The 15,105-nt window shown below is 36.4% G+C and carries 18 protein-coding genes; 15 read left to right on the forward strand and 3 right to left on the reverse strand.

Annotated features, from left to right (window positions below):
- Positions 1 to 849 precede the first annotated feature (849 nt).
- The 4 genes from FFM51_RS08230 to FFM51_RS08975 all read left to right on the forward strand — a co-directional run bounded on the left by FFM51_RS08230 (position 850) and on the right by FFM51_RS08975 (position 2,389).
- A complete protein-coding gene (locus FFM51_RS08230) occupies positions 850 to 1,320 on the forward strand; it encodes a hypothetical protein (protein ID WP_035457195.1) in 471 nt (156 codons plus the stop codon).
- 73 nt (positions 1,321 to 1,393) lie between these two features.
- The gene (locus tag FFM51_RS08235) at positions 1,394 to 1,780 is read left to right on the forward strand and encodes a BlaI/MecI/CopY family transcriptional regulator (RefSeq protein WP_035457193.1); all 387 of its coding nucleotides are present in this window, start codon (positions 1,394 to 1,396) and stop codon (positions 1,778 to 1,780) included.
- Positions 1,767 to 1,967 carry a hypothetical protein gene (locus FFM51_RS08240; protein ID WP_100070902.1) on the forward strand — a complete coding sequence of 67 codons (201 nt, stop codon included), beginning with the start codon at positions 1,767 to 1,769 and terminating at the stop codon, positions 1,965 to 1,967. Before FFM51_RS08235 ends, FFM51_RS08240 begins: the two co-directional genes overlap by 14 nt.
- 2 nt (positions 1,968 to 1,969) lie before the next feature.
- Entirely contained in the window at positions 1,970 to 2,389 is a 420-nt protein-coding gene (locus FFM51_RS08975; RefSeq protein ID WP_414691960.1) for a multicopper oxidase domain-containing protein, read from the forward strand.
- 3 nt (positions 2,390 to 2,392) lie between these two features.
- Here the strand turns inward: FFM51_RS08975 and FFM51_RS08830 are convergent, their stop codons facing one another.
- A complete protein-coding gene (locus FFM51_RS08830; protein WP_158234234.1) occupies positions 2,393 to 2,530 on the reverse strand; it encodes a hypothetical protein in 138 nt (45 codons plus the stop codon).
- Between the two features lie 82 nt (positions 2,531 to 2,612).
- Between FFM51_RS08830 and FFM51_RS08250 the strand changes: the two genes are divergently transcribed.
- The 10 genes from FFM51_RS08250 (at position 2,613) to gshAB (ending at position 12,790) form a co-directional block, all read left to right on the forward strand.
- Entirely contained in the window at positions 2,613 to 3,305 is a 693-nt protein-coding gene (locus tag FFM51_RS08250; protein ID WP_003678293.1) for a response regulator transcription factor, read from the forward strand.
- Positions 3,302 to 4,657 (forward strand): sensor histidine kinase, encoded by a 1,356-nt coding sequence (locus FFM51_RS08255; protein WP_223875920.1) that lies wholly within the window; start codon positions 3,302 to 3,304, stop codon positions 4,655 to 4,657. Before FFM51_RS08250 ends, FFM51_RS08255 begins: the two co-directional genes overlap by 4 nt.
- 14 nt (positions 4,658 to 4,671) lie before the next feature.
- Positions 4,672 to 5,475 (forward strand): prolipoprotein diacylglyceryl transferase, encoded by an 804-nt coding sequence (gene lgt, locus FFM51_RS08260; RefSeq protein WP_089144941.1) that lies wholly within the window; start codon positions 4,672 to 4,674, stop codon positions 5,473 to 5,475.
- 31 nt (positions 5,476 to 5,506) lie between these two features.
- Complete coding sequence (locus tag FFM51_RS08265; RefSeq protein ID WP_003678287.1) at positions 5,507 to 5,923, forward strand: ArsC/Spx/MgsR family protein; 417 nt, start codon at positions 5,507 to 5,509, stop codon at positions 5,921 to 5,923.
- Positions 5,924 to 6,175: 252 nt separating this feature from the next.
- A complete protein-coding gene (locus FFM51_RS08270; RefSeq protein WP_100070905.1) occupies positions 6,176 to 6,547 on the forward strand; it encodes a cupredoxin domain-containing protein in 372 nt (123 codons plus the stop codon).
- A 33-nt stretch (positions 6,548 to 6,580) separates the two neighbouring features.
- Positions 6,581 to 6,853 (forward strand): cupredoxin domain-containing protein, encoded by a 273-nt coding sequence (locus FFM51_RS08275; protein ID WP_035181042.1) that lies wholly within the window; start codon positions 6,581 to 6,583, stop codon positions 6,851 to 6,853.
- Entirely contained in the window at positions 6,850 to 8,769 is a 1,920-nt protein-coding gene (locus FFM51_RS08280; protein WP_003678283.1) for a copper-translocating P-type ATPase, read from the forward strand. Before FFM51_RS08275 ends, FFM51_RS08280 begins: the two co-directional genes overlap by 4 nt.
- 197 nt (positions 8,770 to 8,966) lie before the next feature.
- Complete coding sequence (locus FFM51_RS08285; RefSeq protein ID WP_003678281.1) at positions 8,967 to 9,554, forward strand: LemA family protein; 588 nt, start codon at positions 8,967 to 8,969, stop codon at positions 9,552 to 9,554.
- Positions 9,555 to 9,566: 12 nt separating this feature from the next.
- On the forward strand, positions 9,567 to 10,346 hold the full coding sequence (locus FFM51_RS08290) for a TPM domain-containing protein (RefSeq protein WP_035457187.1): 780 nt from the start codon (positions 9,567 to 9,569) through the stop codon (positions 10,344 to 10,346).
- 176 nt (positions 10,347 to 10,522) lie between these two features.
- A complete protein-coding gene (gene gshAB, locus FFM51_RS08295) occupies positions 10,523 to 12,790 on the forward strand; it encodes a bifunctional glutamate--cysteine ligase GshA/glutathione synthetase GshB (protein ID WP_003678278.1) in 2,268 nt (755 codons plus the stop codon).
- Between the two features lie 119 nt (positions 12,791 to 12,909).
- Here the strand turns inward: gshAB and FFM51_RS08300 are convergent, their stop codons facing one another.
- Together FFM51_RS08300 and FFM51_RS08305 are read right to left on the reverse strand one after the other, a co-directional pair.
- Positions 12,910 to 13,338 carry a NusG domain II-containing protein gene (locus FFM51_RS08300; protein WP_137598154.1) on the reverse strand — a complete coding sequence of 143 codons (429 nt, stop codon included), beginning with the start codon at positions 13,336 to 13,338 and terminating at the stop codon, positions 12,910 to 12,912.
- Positions 13,319 to 14,209: an IS982-like element ISLll1 family transposase gene (locus FFM51_RS08305; protein ID WP_137598155.1), complete on the reverse strand. Its 891-nt coding sequence runs from the start codon at positions 14,207 to 14,209 to the stop codon at positions 13,319 to 13,321. The genes FFM51_RS08300 and FFM51_RS08305 overlap by 20 nt, the downstream gene beginning before the upstream one ends.
- Positions 14,210 to 14,604: 395 nt before the next feature.
- Between FFM51_RS08305 and FFM51_RS08310 the strand changes: the two genes are divergently transcribed.
- On the forward strand, positions 14,605 to 15,105 hold a 501-nt coding region (locus FFM51_RS08310; RefSeq protein WP_137598156.1), incomplete at its 3' end, for a DNA repair protein.

The following is a 15,105-nucleotide window of genomic DNA, read 5'->3' on the forward strand; positions in this document are numbered from 1 at the left end:
TTTTAGACGACAGTAGAAGGTATCTGTACTAATTATTATTTAATACGTTAGTGTTATTTAAAATGTTGTAGTGTTTAACATTGTGTAGTTTCAATTAGTTGGTGCAAAACGCCTGAAAGGTCCCTCTAGTTTTACAGCACTACCGATCGGTACGGCGGTCAATTATTTGGTGAAATCGCGATTATTTTTAATTGTAAAGACAATCGTATCAGATGAGACTATCAGTGCCGAAGTAACTGAAAAGTGATGAGCTTCACTAGTTAGACCGGTGACATGCTAAGACGACAAAAAGCAAAAGTCCCCATCTACTAGTCTAGCAGTCACAATTAACAAATATCAAGTAATGGTGTCAACATTTTTGGTTAAAGGGTCCCTTGAAGAAGACACTAAACCATTTCCAACATACCGTGAACTAAATGCGTTGCTGATAAAAATATGCCAGTCAGACCATTGTGTTCGTCGTGATGGAAAGATGATGCTCAGTTACTAAGTGTAGATAACAATCCAGTATCGTAAATTATTAAATTGCATGGTGAATCAAGTAACCTATTATTCATTAGTGCAACCAGTGATAAAAGAATGATTATCGAAGTTAAATATAAGGTGAACAAATATTTTTTAATATTATAACGCCCCCTTTTTTTATCTTGTACTATACAGTATGGTGTGACAAATAAATGCAAGTGTTTGTATAAAAATATCTTGTATGGACCTTTTGTTCAATTTTTAATGTTCACAATCTGGACATAATCAGTTGGGCTGTTTTAAAATAATTGGTTTAAAATTCAAACTACAAATTAACTCCATAAATGGAATTTACAATGAACATAGAAAGCGAGGTTTTTGAATATGATTATTATAGGACTAATGGTTTTTGCACTGATGTTATTAGCCGTATTTCATATACGACAAGAATCACGACTGTTGTGGAAGTCTAACTATATGGTAATTGTTGCAGCAAGTAATATTTTATTTTTAATTCTTGCTTTCATTATGTGGATTCCGGCTAGAAATAGTATATTACTCAGCTCTTTATTGGCTATTCTAATAGTACTAGGCTTTATGTCGGGAGTTAGTGGTGTAGCTCAAGATGGATTTATGTTACCAAGTTTGTTGCCAACATTAATAAACTTTAAGGATATTCAACAATTAACAATGACAAATAAGCAGATCACATCTGGAAAAATAATTCTAGTAGTGACTGGTCAGTCAAAGCAAAATAAAAGGTTTAACCTCATTTTTAATGAAAATTCGGTTGAACTACAACACTTTATTACTAAAAATACGGCTGATCACGTTTCCATCCAAGGACGTGAATAATTTTTTGACATTATGGTTTACAAATGTAATCGTAAATGTTATGTTACAGCTATAATCAATAGAGGTGATTATTTTGTTAGATCACGAGGTAAAAGATAATTGTATTGGTTGTGTAACTAATGCTGAGTACGAAATTTTGCGAATTATCTGGCATTATCCTGGGATTTCAACTAAAGATATTTACCAGGCAATCCGGCGACGACAAACTTGGCGGCCCAGCACTGTTAAAACATTACTATTTCGACTCGTAAGCAAGTCCTTGGTTACTAAAGATACCTATTATCATCAGGCCCATTATTATGCCCAATATAGTGAATCGATAGTTGTCTCTGTTTTTATTCAAAGATTACTTTCAAGACGGGAAACGTTGTCGCCAGAAGAATTTTTAGTACTTGTAGAAGCTAATTTGCAAGAAGGTCAAACTGATGATGGTGAGTTAAAAATAAATGAAAAAAATTAGACTAATTTTAGGTGGAATATGCTGTGAAAATGCTGTAAAAACAATATTTTTTGAGTTACATTCAATTGACGGAGTGGAGGAAACCCATTTTGATTTAGCGAGTCACTCTGTATTGATTTATATGCAGATAAAGGCTTTATCAGTAATAGAAAGTAAGTATCAAGCTGATAACTTAATAGAGGTGTAAAAATGAAAAATAATAAATTGCATTCAAAGCAACATCCTGATCGCAATATGAAATCAATGAATGATCATATGGATATGGAATCTAGCAGCGGCGATATAATGCAACATGGCGGACAAATGATGCACATGGGAAATATGAAACATAAGTTTTGGGTTTCTCTAATTTTTTCGCTTCCAATTATTGCATTATCACCAATGATAAAGTTCAGTTTTATGCCAAGTTTAACTTTTCCTGGTTCAGAATGGCTAGTGCTAATTTTAGCCACTTTTCTATACGTTTATGGTGGAGCAATTATGACAAGACCGGGGAACCAATATAAAATTATGATTAAATTCACGCAACCTGGGGTTTTTATGTATCATTGCCATAATCTTGAACATGAAGAGACCGGAATGATGGGCCAAATTCAAGTTGTGCCGTAACGGTCACTTAATTCGCTTAATGAAATTACGCCAAGTCTGCTTAATGCTGTCAAGTTGTTGTGGTGGAATTAAACCCAGCATCATGATGAATAGTAGCAGTGGGCAGAAGATAATTAGAAGAATTGTTGCTAGCATCCACATATTTGTTCACTTCTTTTTCTTTTTGATAATTATGCCAGAGATGTATGGAGATTATGTATAAAATATATGGAGATGAAAAAATTTGACTAAAATTTTAGTTGTCGATGATGAAAAGAAAATTGTAGATATAGTTACCGCCTATTTAATCGCACAAAAATTTGAAGTTGAGGTGGCCTACTCGGGAACGGAAGCTTTGACCAAGTTTTATAAATGGCAGCCTAACCTGGTGGTGCTTGATCTTATGCTACCAGATTTAGATGGTAATGAAGTGACCAGAAGAATACGGCAAGATAGTAAAACACCGATAATTATGTTGACGGCAAAATCAAGTGATGAAAGTATTGTTAACGGATTGCAATCTGGCGCCGATGACTATGTAGTTAAGCCTTTTAGTCCACGAGTGGTAGTAGAACGGATAAAAACCGTACTACGACGTGTCACAGAAGAACAAGCGGAAAAAGTTCTCTCCTTTAACAATGGACAGTTAAAAATCAAATTAGAATCGCAACAAGTTTTTGTCCATGATATGGAGATTGCACTGACGCATACAGAATATGATATTCTTGCAACAATGGCGAACTATTATCGACAAATATTTACCCGTGAACAGTTAATCGATTTAACTAGAGGAATTGACTATGACGGACTAGATCGGATGATTGATTCTCATATTAAAAATTTACGACGAAAAATTGAAAGTGATAATACTAAGCCGGTTTATATAATAACGGTTCATGGCCGAGGCTACCGTTTTGGTGGGAGTAAAGATGAATGAAACGACAGATTCGGACACAGCTAATAATCTCTTTTATATTTTTGGTGTTATTGATCGTAGGTTCAATTAGTTTAATGACCATGAGTTTAGTTAGTGATCATTTTGACAAATATGTGCAGAAAAAACATGATACAACGCTCACCGCATATAAAAACGAATTAAAGGTTAGTTATCTGATCAACAATGGTACTTGGAAACCGGCCAAAGTTAAAAAGATCGGTGTTAGAGCATTGCAAGATGGTCTTATTTTGGTTTTGAAAAATACTGACAATAAAATAATATGGGAACCAAGTCAAACCTTGTTACATAGGGCTACTAATACCAAAAATATAGATAGTATGAACAAAAAAAATGGAGCTATCAAGATTAATTCCAAAAAAGTCGCCCTAGTACAATTCTCACATAATGATGCTTTAGGGTATACACGACATGATGTCGCATTTATCAATGATTTACGAATTAGTTTGGCCGGTATTTCAATCTTTGTATTTTTAGTTGCAATAGTCATTGCAGTATGGATAGCTCGTGATCTAAGTAGACCGTTACGACAAATTGTATCCTTTACTCAGGCGGTAGCGTCTGGGGATTATCGAAACCAGTTACCGCAACAAACACAAATCGTAGAGGTAAATGCGCTAGTAAATGTAACTAACGAACTTTCACGCCAGTTATCCAAGAATCAGGCGCTACGGGAGCGTTTGTCTTCCGATATTGCTCATGAATTACGCACGCCATTAACAACGATTCAGGGTTCGCTAGAAGCGATGATCGATGGAATCTGGCCAATTGATGAGGCAAGATTGGTTAGTTTAAATGATGAAGTTATACGGTTGACCCACTTGATCAATAATATTGAAAATATTGCTTCAATTGAACATCGCGAGGATAAGTTAATCAAAGTTGATACTGATCTTAGTAAATTGATACAGCAGGTTTTAAATAATTTTCAAAGTAATCTTGAGGAGAAAAGAATAACGCTTGATTACCAGACGGAAAAAATCATCGTTGCAATTGACCCAAATAAAATAAATCAGGTTATTACCAATTTATTGTCAAACGCCATAAAATTTACACAAACAAAGGGCAAAATAATAATTAAGTTAAAACGTGTAGCAGATAATGTTGTTTTAACTATTGAAGACAACGGTAGTGGAATTGCAGAAAAGGATGTCCCACATGTATTTGATCATTTCTATATGGCTGATCCAGCACGAAATCGCCAACAAGGCGGCCAAGGGATTGGTTTAGCAATTGTTAAAGCAATCGTGGTGGCTCATGGTGGCTCAGTTTCTGTGGACAGTGAATTAGGTGTTGGGACTATTTTTACAGTTAAACTACCATTGAATAATTAGGAGGGAATGATCATATGGGAGCACTAAACCCGATCGCGTTTAAATTAGGACCTTTTCTGGTTCATTGGTACGGTATTATTATTGCAAGTGGGGCAGTACTTGGTGTGCTGCTTGCAATTAACGAAACTAAGCGACAAAGGATTTCTGCAGATGACATTTATGATTTAGTATTCTGGGCATTGCCAATTGGATTGATTGGCGCACGAATCTATTATGTCATTTTTGAATGGCAGTATTATTCACAACATTTAAATGAGATCATTGCGATTTGGCAAGGGGGTATTGCCATTTATGGTGGCCTAATTGCTGGTGGGATTACATTGATCGTCTTCTGTCGGCAGCGTAGCTTATCAGTTTGGCAGGTCCTAGATGTTGTTACGCCAGGCATTATGTTAGGTCAAGTTATTGGAAGATGGGGTAACTTTGTTAACCAGGAGGCCTTTGGGTCTGCTGTTTCACGCAGTTTTTTGCAGCAGTTACACTTGCCTAACTTTATCGTGCAACAGATGTACATTGGCGGTGCATATCATCAACCAACTTTTTTATATGAATCAGTATGGAATTTTGTTGGCTTGATCTTACTCCTTAGTTTACGGCATAAAAGAGGTCTGTTTAAACGGGGAGAAATTGCGTTAAGTTATGCGATTTGGTATTCATTTGGTCGATTTTTTGTTGAAGGAATGCGAACTGATAGCTTGTATCTATTTGGCCAAGTACGTGTGTCACAATTATTATCATTGATTGTTTTCATTGTGATGCTCAGTATCTTTGTTTATCGACGGAAACAGCAAAAAGCTTCTAATTATTTAATTGATTAATTAATAATGTAAAAGAAAGCGAGGCTAAATTATGATTAATCTGTATTTTCATACTAGTGATCCGGCAAAACGAAAAATGCTCGATTGGTTTCATGATCAAAAAATTGATGTACAGATCCGTAATATTATGCAAAAGCGATTAACTGAATTGGAAATTAGGCACTTGTTTTTGCTATCCGATAATGGTAGCGATGATTTGATTGCAATACGTTCGAAGGCTGTTCAAGAACACGTTTTTGATAAGGGTCTAACATTTAATCAATTAGTGATTGCGGTATATCAGCACCCCAAAATTTTAAAGAACCCGATTGTGTTTAATGAACAAAGCCTGGTTACGGGATTCAGTATTGAGGATATCGGTGTTTTTGTACCATCAAAACAGCGGAAGCGTGAGCGATTGTCATTATTTGGTAAATTATATACTGCAGAATTTGGTAAAGTTTCTTGAATTGACCAGGGCTTTACAACAGAATAAATTTTTTTGCTTTTTGTGTTTACATTTGTAAACTTAAGAGGTATGATATTTGCATCGTTTACAAGTGTAAACACAAGGGAGTGATGAACCTGAATGAAATTGACGGTCACAATGGAAAAGCTTATAAATGCTTCAACGTAATTAACTGTAATTGCTTGTTTAATAAAAAGATGGTTGTCGTATGACCGAATAAAATTAATTTTTATAAAAAAAGGAAGTCTGATCATGGATAAAATTTTGGTAACAATAGTAGCTGGTTTGCTAGTTGGATTTATTGTTTGGTGGTTCTTCGGTAAACATACAGCTAAGGAGGTTGCGGCAGATATAACGGATAATAGACAGGATGTCAATGTGATTGTTAGTGGTGGTTATACGCCTAGTACCGTAATTTTGAAGCGCGGAGTTCCTGCCCAAATAACCTTTAATCGTAAAGATCCATCTAGTTGCTTGGAGCAAGTAGTTTTTGAAGATTTTGGTATCAATGAATTTTTACCACAGAATAAGGATCATGTGATCGATATTGATACAAGTAAATCCGGTGAGTATGACTATGCTTGCGGAATGAATATGTTTCATGGAAAAGTAATTGTAAAATAAGCAAGCTTATTAAAAATATTGGAGGTAATCGTTATGACAGATAAGAAACAAAGCATTATGGTAATCGTTGATGGTGGCTATCATCCAGATGCTGTAGAACTAATCAAGGGGATCCCTGCAGAAATCACTTTTAAAAGAATCAGCGAAAAAGGCTGTGTCGATACAATTGTTTTGCCGGAACTTGGTATCAAACGATTTCTGCCAATAAATGAACAACAAACTTTTTCAATTAATACTGATAAGGCCGGCGAATATCAATTTCATTGTGGTATGGATATGGCCTACGGAAAGGTGGTTATAAAATGAATATAAGAAATCGATTTATATTTTCTTTGATTGTTTCCACTCCAATATTAATAAATATGGTTGCTAGTCCTTTTGGCTTTGAGTTACCAGGAGGTATGTGGACGCAGTTTCTACTGACAACCGCAGTAATGGCTGTCTCTGGTCGGGCATTTATACAAAGTGCTTGGGCATCATTTCGGCACCACCATGCTAATATGGACACTTTAGTAGCGATTGGGACTGGAACAGCCTATTTATACAGCATTTATGCAATGTTTAATAACCAAGATGTTTTCTTTGAAGACGCAGCACTTGTTATTACACTAATTCTATTAGGACAAGTTTTTGAAGAAAATATGAAACGTAGTGCATCAGGTGCAGTAGCTAAGTTACTAGATTTACAGGCAAAAGAGGCAGAGGTTTTGCGCAATGGTGAGATTGTAAAAATTCCAATGGCAGAAGTTGTTGTCGGTGATATTCTTCGCGTTAAACCAGGTCAAAAAATTGCTGTAGATGGTGTTATTACCGAGGGTAGTTCAACAATCGATGAGTCGATGGTTACAGGTGAAAGCATGCCAACCGAGAAAAAAGTTGGCGATTCAGTGATTGGTTCAACAATGAATAGTACAGGAACATTTATGTTTAGAGCTAGTAAGGTTGGTGATGATACATTATTGGCGCAAATTGTTGAGATGGTCAAAAAGGCTCAAACAAGTCATGCACCGATTCAAAAAACCGTTGATAAAATTTCTGATATTTTTGTTCCTGCTGTTCTAATTATCGCTATTCTGGCCTTTTTCGTTTGGTATGTTTTACTTGGAGCTAGTGTAGTGACTGCCATGTTATTTACTGTTTCTGTGATTATTATTGCTTGTCCATGTGCACTAGGAATTGCTACCCCCACAGCTCTAATGGTTGGTACAGGGCGGAGTGCAAAGATGGGGATTCTGATTAAGAACGGTGAAGTGCTAGAGGCAGTTAATACGATCAAAACAGTTGTTTTTGATAAAACAGGAACAATCACTGTGGGTAAACCAAAGGTGACGGATATTGTTGGCGATGAGCAAGCGGTATTGAATGTGGCAGCCAATCTAGAAATTTCTTCGGAGCATCCTTTGGCGGCGGCTGTTTTAGAAAAGGCTAAAGAGCAAGGCATCACTCCCAATACTGCACAAGGTTTCAAAGCGATTGAGGGTAAGGGAGTCAAGGCACAAATCAATGGTAAAGAAGCCTTTATTGGTAATGATAAGTTACTTGATAATTATAAACTTACCGATCAATTAACGGCTAAGATGGTACAACTACAAAGCGAAGCTAAAACCGTAGTGATCGTTGGCTACGATAATGAAATTATCGGGTTAATTGCTATTCAGGATGCACCAAAGCAAAGCTCGGCTACAGCAATTGCGGCACTTAAGAAGCGTGGCCTACGTCCGGTGATGCTGACTGGTGATAACGAACGAGTTGCTCGTGCAATTGCTGATCAGGTTGGCATTGATGAGGTCATTGCTGATGTTTTACCCGGCGATAAGGCTGATCACGTTAAACAACTTCAACAACAAGCACCAGTAGCCTTTGTTGGTGATGGTATTAACGATGCGCCAGCATTAACAACCGCTGATGTCGGCATTGCCATGGGTTCTGGTACGGATATTGCAATTGAATCTGGTGGCATTATCTTAGTTAAGAATAATCTGTTAGATGTTGTCAATGCACTCGAGTTGAGTCAAAAAACGTTTAATCGAATTAAGTTAAATCTGTTTTGGGCGTTCATTTATAACTCATTAGGTATCCCCGTTGCTGCTGGTATTTTTGTTGGACTAGGGCTGATCTTGAGTCCAGAATTAGCCGGTCTAGGAATGGCATTAAGTTCATTATCAGTTGTTGCCAGTTCATTGATGCTCAATAGAACCAAATTAACTACGGTAACTGCGTAAATTGGAGGATACAAAGTGGAAAATCAAAATTCAAAAAAAGCAACGGTGCTGACTGTAGTGGTCGCAGTTGTCTATACTGTTATAGCTGTATTTGTTGGAATCCTTTTATTGAATGGTCTATAAACATGGTTAGATCATTTAGATTTTCTAGAACTTCGTTAAAAATAACTTAGCGTATTTTTGAGAGGATGAGAAAAATGCAATCGCGAAGATTTAGAACCTGGTGGATTAGCTTAGGCGTGATTTTAATAGCGCTTGCGGCCGTTGGTGCAATAAGTGTTGAAACCTATAATAGTTTGGCTAAACAGAATCAAGAAGTCGAGGCGCAATGGAGTCAAGTGGAAAATGTGATGCAACGCCGCTACGACCTGATTCCTAACTTAGTAAGTGCAGTTAAGGGCAGCATGAGTCAGGAACAAAAAGTTTTTGGTCAGATTGCTGATGCACGGAAAAGTTACGGTAGCGCAACAACAGTTAAAGAAAAAGCCAAGGCCGATAATAAAATCAATAGTTCAGTTGGTACTTTAATCAATGTGATCCAAGAAAATTATCCTAATTTGAAGTCGAATGCTAATGTTGCGACATTGATGACCCAGCTGGAAGGATCGGAAAATCGCATTGCGGTTGAGCGGCGTCGGTATATTCAACAAGTTAAGACTTACAATCAAAATGTAGTTACTTTTCCCAAAAATATTTTTGCTTCTACGATGGGTTTAGGCCAGAAAGCTGAATTCAAAGCAAATTCGAATGCTGATAAGGCACCTAAAGTTGATTTAGACAACTAGGAAGTGGACATCGTGAACCGAAAAAGAACGAATGCGTGGCTATGGTTGTTATTACCTTTTTTGCTGCTACTTCAAACAACTTTTGTCCAGGCGGCCAGTTTACCTAGCATACCGACTGATAATTATTTTGATCAAGTAAATTTACTAAATTCACAGACACAAGATTTGGTTAGTACAAAGAATCAACAATATGCCGAAACCAAGGACAAACCGCAAATTATGTTGGCGGTAGTAAAATCTACTGGTGATTCTGATGTCGATCAATATGCGGCCGATTTATTTTCAAAGTGGGGTATTGGTCAAAAAAAACTGGATAATGGTATTTTAATTCTTTATGCCTTAAATGATGGGAAGCGTAATGTTCGTGTTGAAGTAGGTTACGGATTAGAAGATGTCGTCACAGATAGCCAGGCTGGACAAATTTTAGCCAGTAATAAAAGTCAGTTAAAATCTACCTCAACTGAGACTGTCAATCAGGGATTGCAAAAAACGTTCAGTAGTATCACAACATTGGTCGACAGGCATTACGGATACAAGAATGATAGAAAATCTGATAAGGGTTATCAAAATAGGATGAATTCCAATCGTAGTATTTTCAACGTGAAGAATATTCTACAACTTGTTGGCCTGATTATTGTTATTGGATTTATGTTCAGTCCTTGGGGGCGCAGTTGGCAATTATGGTCCATCTTAGCCTGGCTCTTTAATAACAATGATCATTTTGGTGGTTTCGGTGGCGGCGGTTCTTCTAGCGGTGGCGGTTCATCTGGTGGCGGTGGTGCAAGTATTTAGGTCATGAGATTGGTGTATGGTTAATGGTTTTGGATGATTATCACTTAAATAGAATCATAATTTTATTTAGAACTTGCTTTAATAGACGTCGTCGTACCATAGCAGAATTGAATGTAAAGCTGTTTATTTCATAATTTATAAAAATAAAATTAGAAAAAGAGAGAAGCGAGTAGTGTATGATTTTTAGCGAATTATTGCAGCAGGCGCAAAACATAGCCGCAATATCACATTCAAGAATTGGTGTGGAACGAGAAAGTCAACGCGTAAGCCTGAACGGAAAATTAGCCGTTACAAATCATCCAAACGTACTTGGTAGCCGCCAATTCCATCCTTATATCCGTACCGATTTTGCTGAGACTCAATTAGAAATTGTAACGCCAGTAGTGAATACAGTGAATGATTTATTTCGTTGGTTAGCTGCTTTACATGATGTTACCTATCAATCAATGCCAGCAAATGAAATGTTGTGGCCACTCAGTATGCCACCGGAGCTTCCAATCCGCGATGATGAGATTAAGTTAGCCAAATTGCCTGATTTTCAAGGTGTTTTATATCGCCGCTACTTGGCTAGAATATATGGTCGACGTAAACAGATGATTAGTGGGCTACATTTTAACTTTGAATTTCCGACTGTATTGGTCGAAGAACTGTATCAGCACCAAAGTGAGGTAACTGATTTTAAATGCTTTAAAAATATACTCTATCTTAAAACGGCGCGTAACTACCTTCATTACCGCTGGTTAATTACCTATCTATTTGGTGCCAGTCCTGTTGCTGAATCCAATTATTTTGAATCAAATGATGAGCAACCACAAACGGAAGTACGGAGTATCAGAAATAGTAAGTTTGGCTATTGTAATAAAAACAATGTTCAAGTATCATTTGAATCTTTACAAACTTATTTTGCCGATATAGAAACGCAAATACGTGAAGGTCATTTGATTAAGGAAAAAGAGTTCTATTCACCAATTAGGTTACGTAGAAGCGAACAGACAATTGACCAACAAGCGAGCGTTGATTATTTGGAATTAAGGAATATTGATATCAATCCGTTTGAACGTTATGGGGTTAGTGAAAATCAAATCGTATTTCTGGAACTATTTATGTTGTTCATGCTTTGGACGGACGAAAAGGAAACTAGTAATGATTGGATAATGGCCGGTGATCAAATCAATAATGAGGTGGCACTTGAGTCACCATTGACGCCAACTCGTTATCGAACAAACGGCCTTAAAATAATTGATTTAATGAAAAGAATGGCACAACAGTTGGATTTAAAAGGCTATGAAAGGGTACTACAGCAGGCCAAAAATGGATTGACAGATGTTGCAAAAACGATTAGTGGCCGAATGGTGAAGCAACTAATGACTATTAACCAATCAGTTTTTGCAACAGCCAACGGATTAGAGAATCGTAAGGTTATTACGCAGATTCCATATCAGCTAAATGGTTTTACTAATATGGAACTATCAACACAAATTTTAATGTTTGATGCCATTCAAAAAGGTATTACAGTAGATGTGATCGATGAAAATGATCAGTTATTAAAGCTACAGTTGAGTCACCAAATTGAATATGTCAAGAATGGAAATATGACAAGCCGAGATAGTTATATTGTGCCGCTGATCATGAAGAATAAGACAGCTACCAAAAAAATTTTGACCACGTCAGGTTTTAATGCTCCAGCCGGAGTTGAATTTATTAGCATGAATATGGCTTTAGCGGCTTATCCGAGATTTATGGGCAATCCAATTGTGATCAAGCCGCAGTCGGCTAATTACGGTAGAGGTGTTACCGTGTTTAAACTTTCTCCATCGCTGGTTGATTATTCGCAAGCGATTCGACGCGCATTTGCCGAGTGTTCGACCGTACTAGTTGAGAGCTTCATTGCTGGACCTGAGTATCGGTTTTTAGTAATTGATGATAAGGTAAAAGCGGTCTTATTACGAATTCCCGCTAATGTTACTGGTGATGGACACCATACGGTAAAACAATTAGTTGCAATCAAAAATCAGAGCGTCTTGCGTGGTTTGAATGATCGAACACCGCTTACTAAGATTTCTTTAGGGATGGTCGAACAAATGACATTAAAAAGTCAGCAGTTTACGGTTGATTCAATTCCGATGAGTGGTCAGCGTATCTATCTTAGGAAAAATTCGAATATTAGTTCTGGTGGGGACTCTGTTGATGTAACTGATCAAATTGATTTTACCTACAAAGAAAAAGCTGCTGCTGCTGTAAAATGTTTAGGTGCAAAAATATGCGGAATTGATTTGATTATTCCTGATAGATCAGTACCCGTTTCTGATCACGAGTCCTATTCGATTATTGAGGCCAACTATAATCCAATGATGGATATGCACTGTTACCCTTATAAGGGCCAAAAGCATAGAGTAACTGCAGATGTGCTTGAATTCTTATTTCCGCAGTTAAATGACTTATAAGACTGCATCTCATAATTGGTAATAATAATCAGCGTGTAATAAAAAGCAATCACAATTCCCGACTTTGAGAATTATGATTGCTTTTTAAAATGATTAATCATGATTACATAGTATTTTGATCATGGCCTTACAAGTGAGTTATCTTGAGTGTTGGTATTATTACTACTTTTGATTGTTATGATCAGACGGTGAGGTAGACAAATACTTTGTTGTCCCGGTTTACTGATCCAACCAGTATTAACGGCAATTTGATCAGGTGTATTATCTTCCTTATCGCGTATACGTGTTCCATTAACTTCTATAATATTATATTCACCGGGGTGTGGGTGTAATGTAAATAATTGGTGTTGTGTTTTGCGAGAGAGCTTAATTTTCTTTATTACTTTTTTGTCAACAGAAATTTCAGCATAGGTGGTTGGTTTAGCATTATTAGTCGCGGTGGTCATCTGTTGCTTCTGAGAGTATCCAAATATAATCAAGGGGATAAAAGAAACGACAAGTAGTATAAAAACCCGAATTGCTAGTTGATTATTTAGCCATGACTTGATACCCGATAGAATATCTTAAAGTCTCTGGTTCCATTGATTTAGCTGATTTTAACAGTAAAGAATACGCTAAAAGTATCATCTCTAATTTCAATTGAAAACCTTGAGGCGAACGACTTTTACAACGCTCAGCTCCTAGATTTGTCAAAAAAGAGAAAACTCGCTCAATCACTTTTCTACGTTTTGAAAAATTAGGGAAAAGGATTTTCTTTTGCTTCATGTTCTTCCTGACAGGTGTAATTAGATCAATTCCTTTTAATTCCAGCCTATCATGCAGTGACTGACCTAAATATCCCATATCTCCAAGGACTGTTGGTGTCCCAAATTGACTCAACACTTCCTCGGCCATTGAACTATCAGCCATTGAAGCAGGAGTAATTGTGTAGTCTATGACATAGCCTGATTCACTGACTAAAGCATGACATTTACATCCATAGAAGTACTGTCCCTTTGTAGCATTGTAGCCAACATTTGCATAATCTCCAAGAACTTTGCTTCTGAAATTACGAATAGGCTGACACAAAGGAATGGGGAAGCTGTCAATAATGGATACACTAATTCCTTCAACCTCTTTAAAGACGAGTGCTTGGCGAATGACTTGGATACTCGGTAAGAGGGCATTACAACGGCGGACAAAGCGAGAATATTCTAGGAAATTAGGAAATAAACTTTGAGCCAATTGGTGCTTAGCTTTAAGCGTTTCACTAAAATGCAGTACGCCCCATAGGTAACAAGCGATAACTAAGCAATCTGATGTTGCGAGATGGACGTTCTTTCGGTTTTGAACCTCAAGGGGAACACTCGTTTGATAAAGCGTCTCAATGGTTGTCAGTAAATAAACAAAAACTTTTGGAAGTGTGCTATTATAAGTCATATAAGTCGTGCGCTTTCTAATGCTTAGTGGTTTAAGATTAGGATAGCACGACTTATTTATTTTCCAATGAAATTAACTAGCAATTCGGGTAAATAATTTGTATTCTTTTACTGGGTATTCTCCTTTTGTAATAGCACTAGTGGGGATAGTTGCAATGTCAGTCTATCCAGTATTAGAGTGGGTGGCATATAGTCGTATTGGTAAAAGGGGGGGAAAATGGTGGAAATTATTTCTATTCGTGATGGGAATATTGTCTATATATCATAGTTATAGTAGTTTGGGAAACCTTTTAGTATTTTTACTTAGAATTATTATAGGAATTTGCTACATCTTTACTTTTTTTCTAAAAGATATCAACCTTTCAAGTAATAGTAATTAGAAAAGGAAGAGAACTAATGAGTCAAAATAAAGAGGCAGAAAATTTAGACGATATATTTTTAATCAAAGATAAGAATAAACCTAAAACAAATAAAGAAAGAAGCAGTGAAGAAAAAGCAAGGGAAACTAAGCAAATTGTGGATAATCTTAAAAAGATGCAAGATCCTGGAAAGAGATGGAACGAAGAACAGAAGAATGAAGTTCACTATGAAAGAAATGGACTCGTTAGATTTGAAAGCCTTACTAAACAAAAGCTAAGAAAAATTAAAAGAGGAAAAAGCTATCAAGTGTTTATGGAAAATATAGATATTTATCTTGATTCTAATGAGGTTAGATTAGAAATAAAAAAACTGCTTCAAGATACTAAAGATTATTTACTTCAAGGAGTCTTTGATGTTTTTGATGCTAATCGTTATCTTAGAGGTAATATTTATTTTTTAGTTCATAAAGGGAGTCAATTAAATGATTATGAACGAAAGATTCTAAAATCATTTAAAAATAAACCATATTTAAAAAAT

Source organism: Paucilactobacillus kaifaensis (genome assembly GCF_005405145.1).
Classification (GTDB): Bacteria; Bacillota; Bacilli; order Lactobacillales; family Lactobacillaceae; genus Paucilactobacillus; species Paucilactobacillus kaifaensis.

Coding starts and splice junctions, on each gene's coding strand:
- lgt (WP_089144941.1), top strand. CDS start 4,672: ATGGGAGCACTAAACCCGATCGCGTTTAAATTAGGACCTTTTCTGGTT.
- FFM51_RS08280 (WP_003678283.1), top strand. CDS start 6,850: ATGAATATAAGAAATCGATTTATATTTTCTTTGATTGTTTCCACTCCA.
- FFM51_RS08275 (WP_035181042.1), top strand. CDS start 6,581: ATGACAGATAAGAAACAAAGCATTATGGTAATCGTTGATGGTGGCTAT.
- gshAB (WP_003678278.1), top strand. CDS start 10,523: ATGATTTTTAGCGAATTATTGCAGCAGGCGCAAAACATAGCCGCAATA.
- FFM51_RS08975 (WP_414691960.1), top strand. CDS start 1,970: ATGAAAAATAATAAATTGCATTCAAAGCAACATCCTGATCGCAATATG.
- FFM51_RS08305 (WP_137598155.1), bottom strand. CDS start 14,209: ATGACTTATAATAGCACACTTCCAAAAGTTTTTGTTTATTTACTGACA.
- FFM51_RS08230 (WP_035457195.1), top strand. CDS start 850: ATGATTATTATAGGACTAATGGTTTTTGCACTGATGTTATTAGCCGTA.
- FFM51_RS08240 (WP_100070902.1), top strand. CDS start 1,767: ATGAAAAAAATTAGACTAATTTTAGGTGGAATATGCTGTGAAAATGCT.
- FFM51_RS08255 (WP_223875920.1), top strand. CDS start 3,302: ATGAAACGACAGATTCGGACACAGCTAATAATCTCTTTTATATTTTTG.
- FFM51_RS08285 (WP_003678281.1), top strand. CDS start 8,967: ATGCAATCGCGAAGATTTAGAACCTGGTGGATTAGCTTAGGCGTGATT.
- FFM51_RS08830 (WP_158234234.1), bottom strand. CDS start 2,530: ATGTGGATGCTAGCAACAATTCTTCTAATTATCTTCTGCCCACTGCTA.
- FFM51_RS08265 (WP_003678287.1), top strand. CDS start 5,507: ATGATTAATCTGTATTTTCATACTAGTGATCCGGCAAAACGAAAAATG.
- FFM51_RS08270 (WP_100070905.1), top strand. CDS start 6,176: ATGGATAAAATTTTGGTAACAATAGTAGCTGGTTTGCTAGTTGGATTT.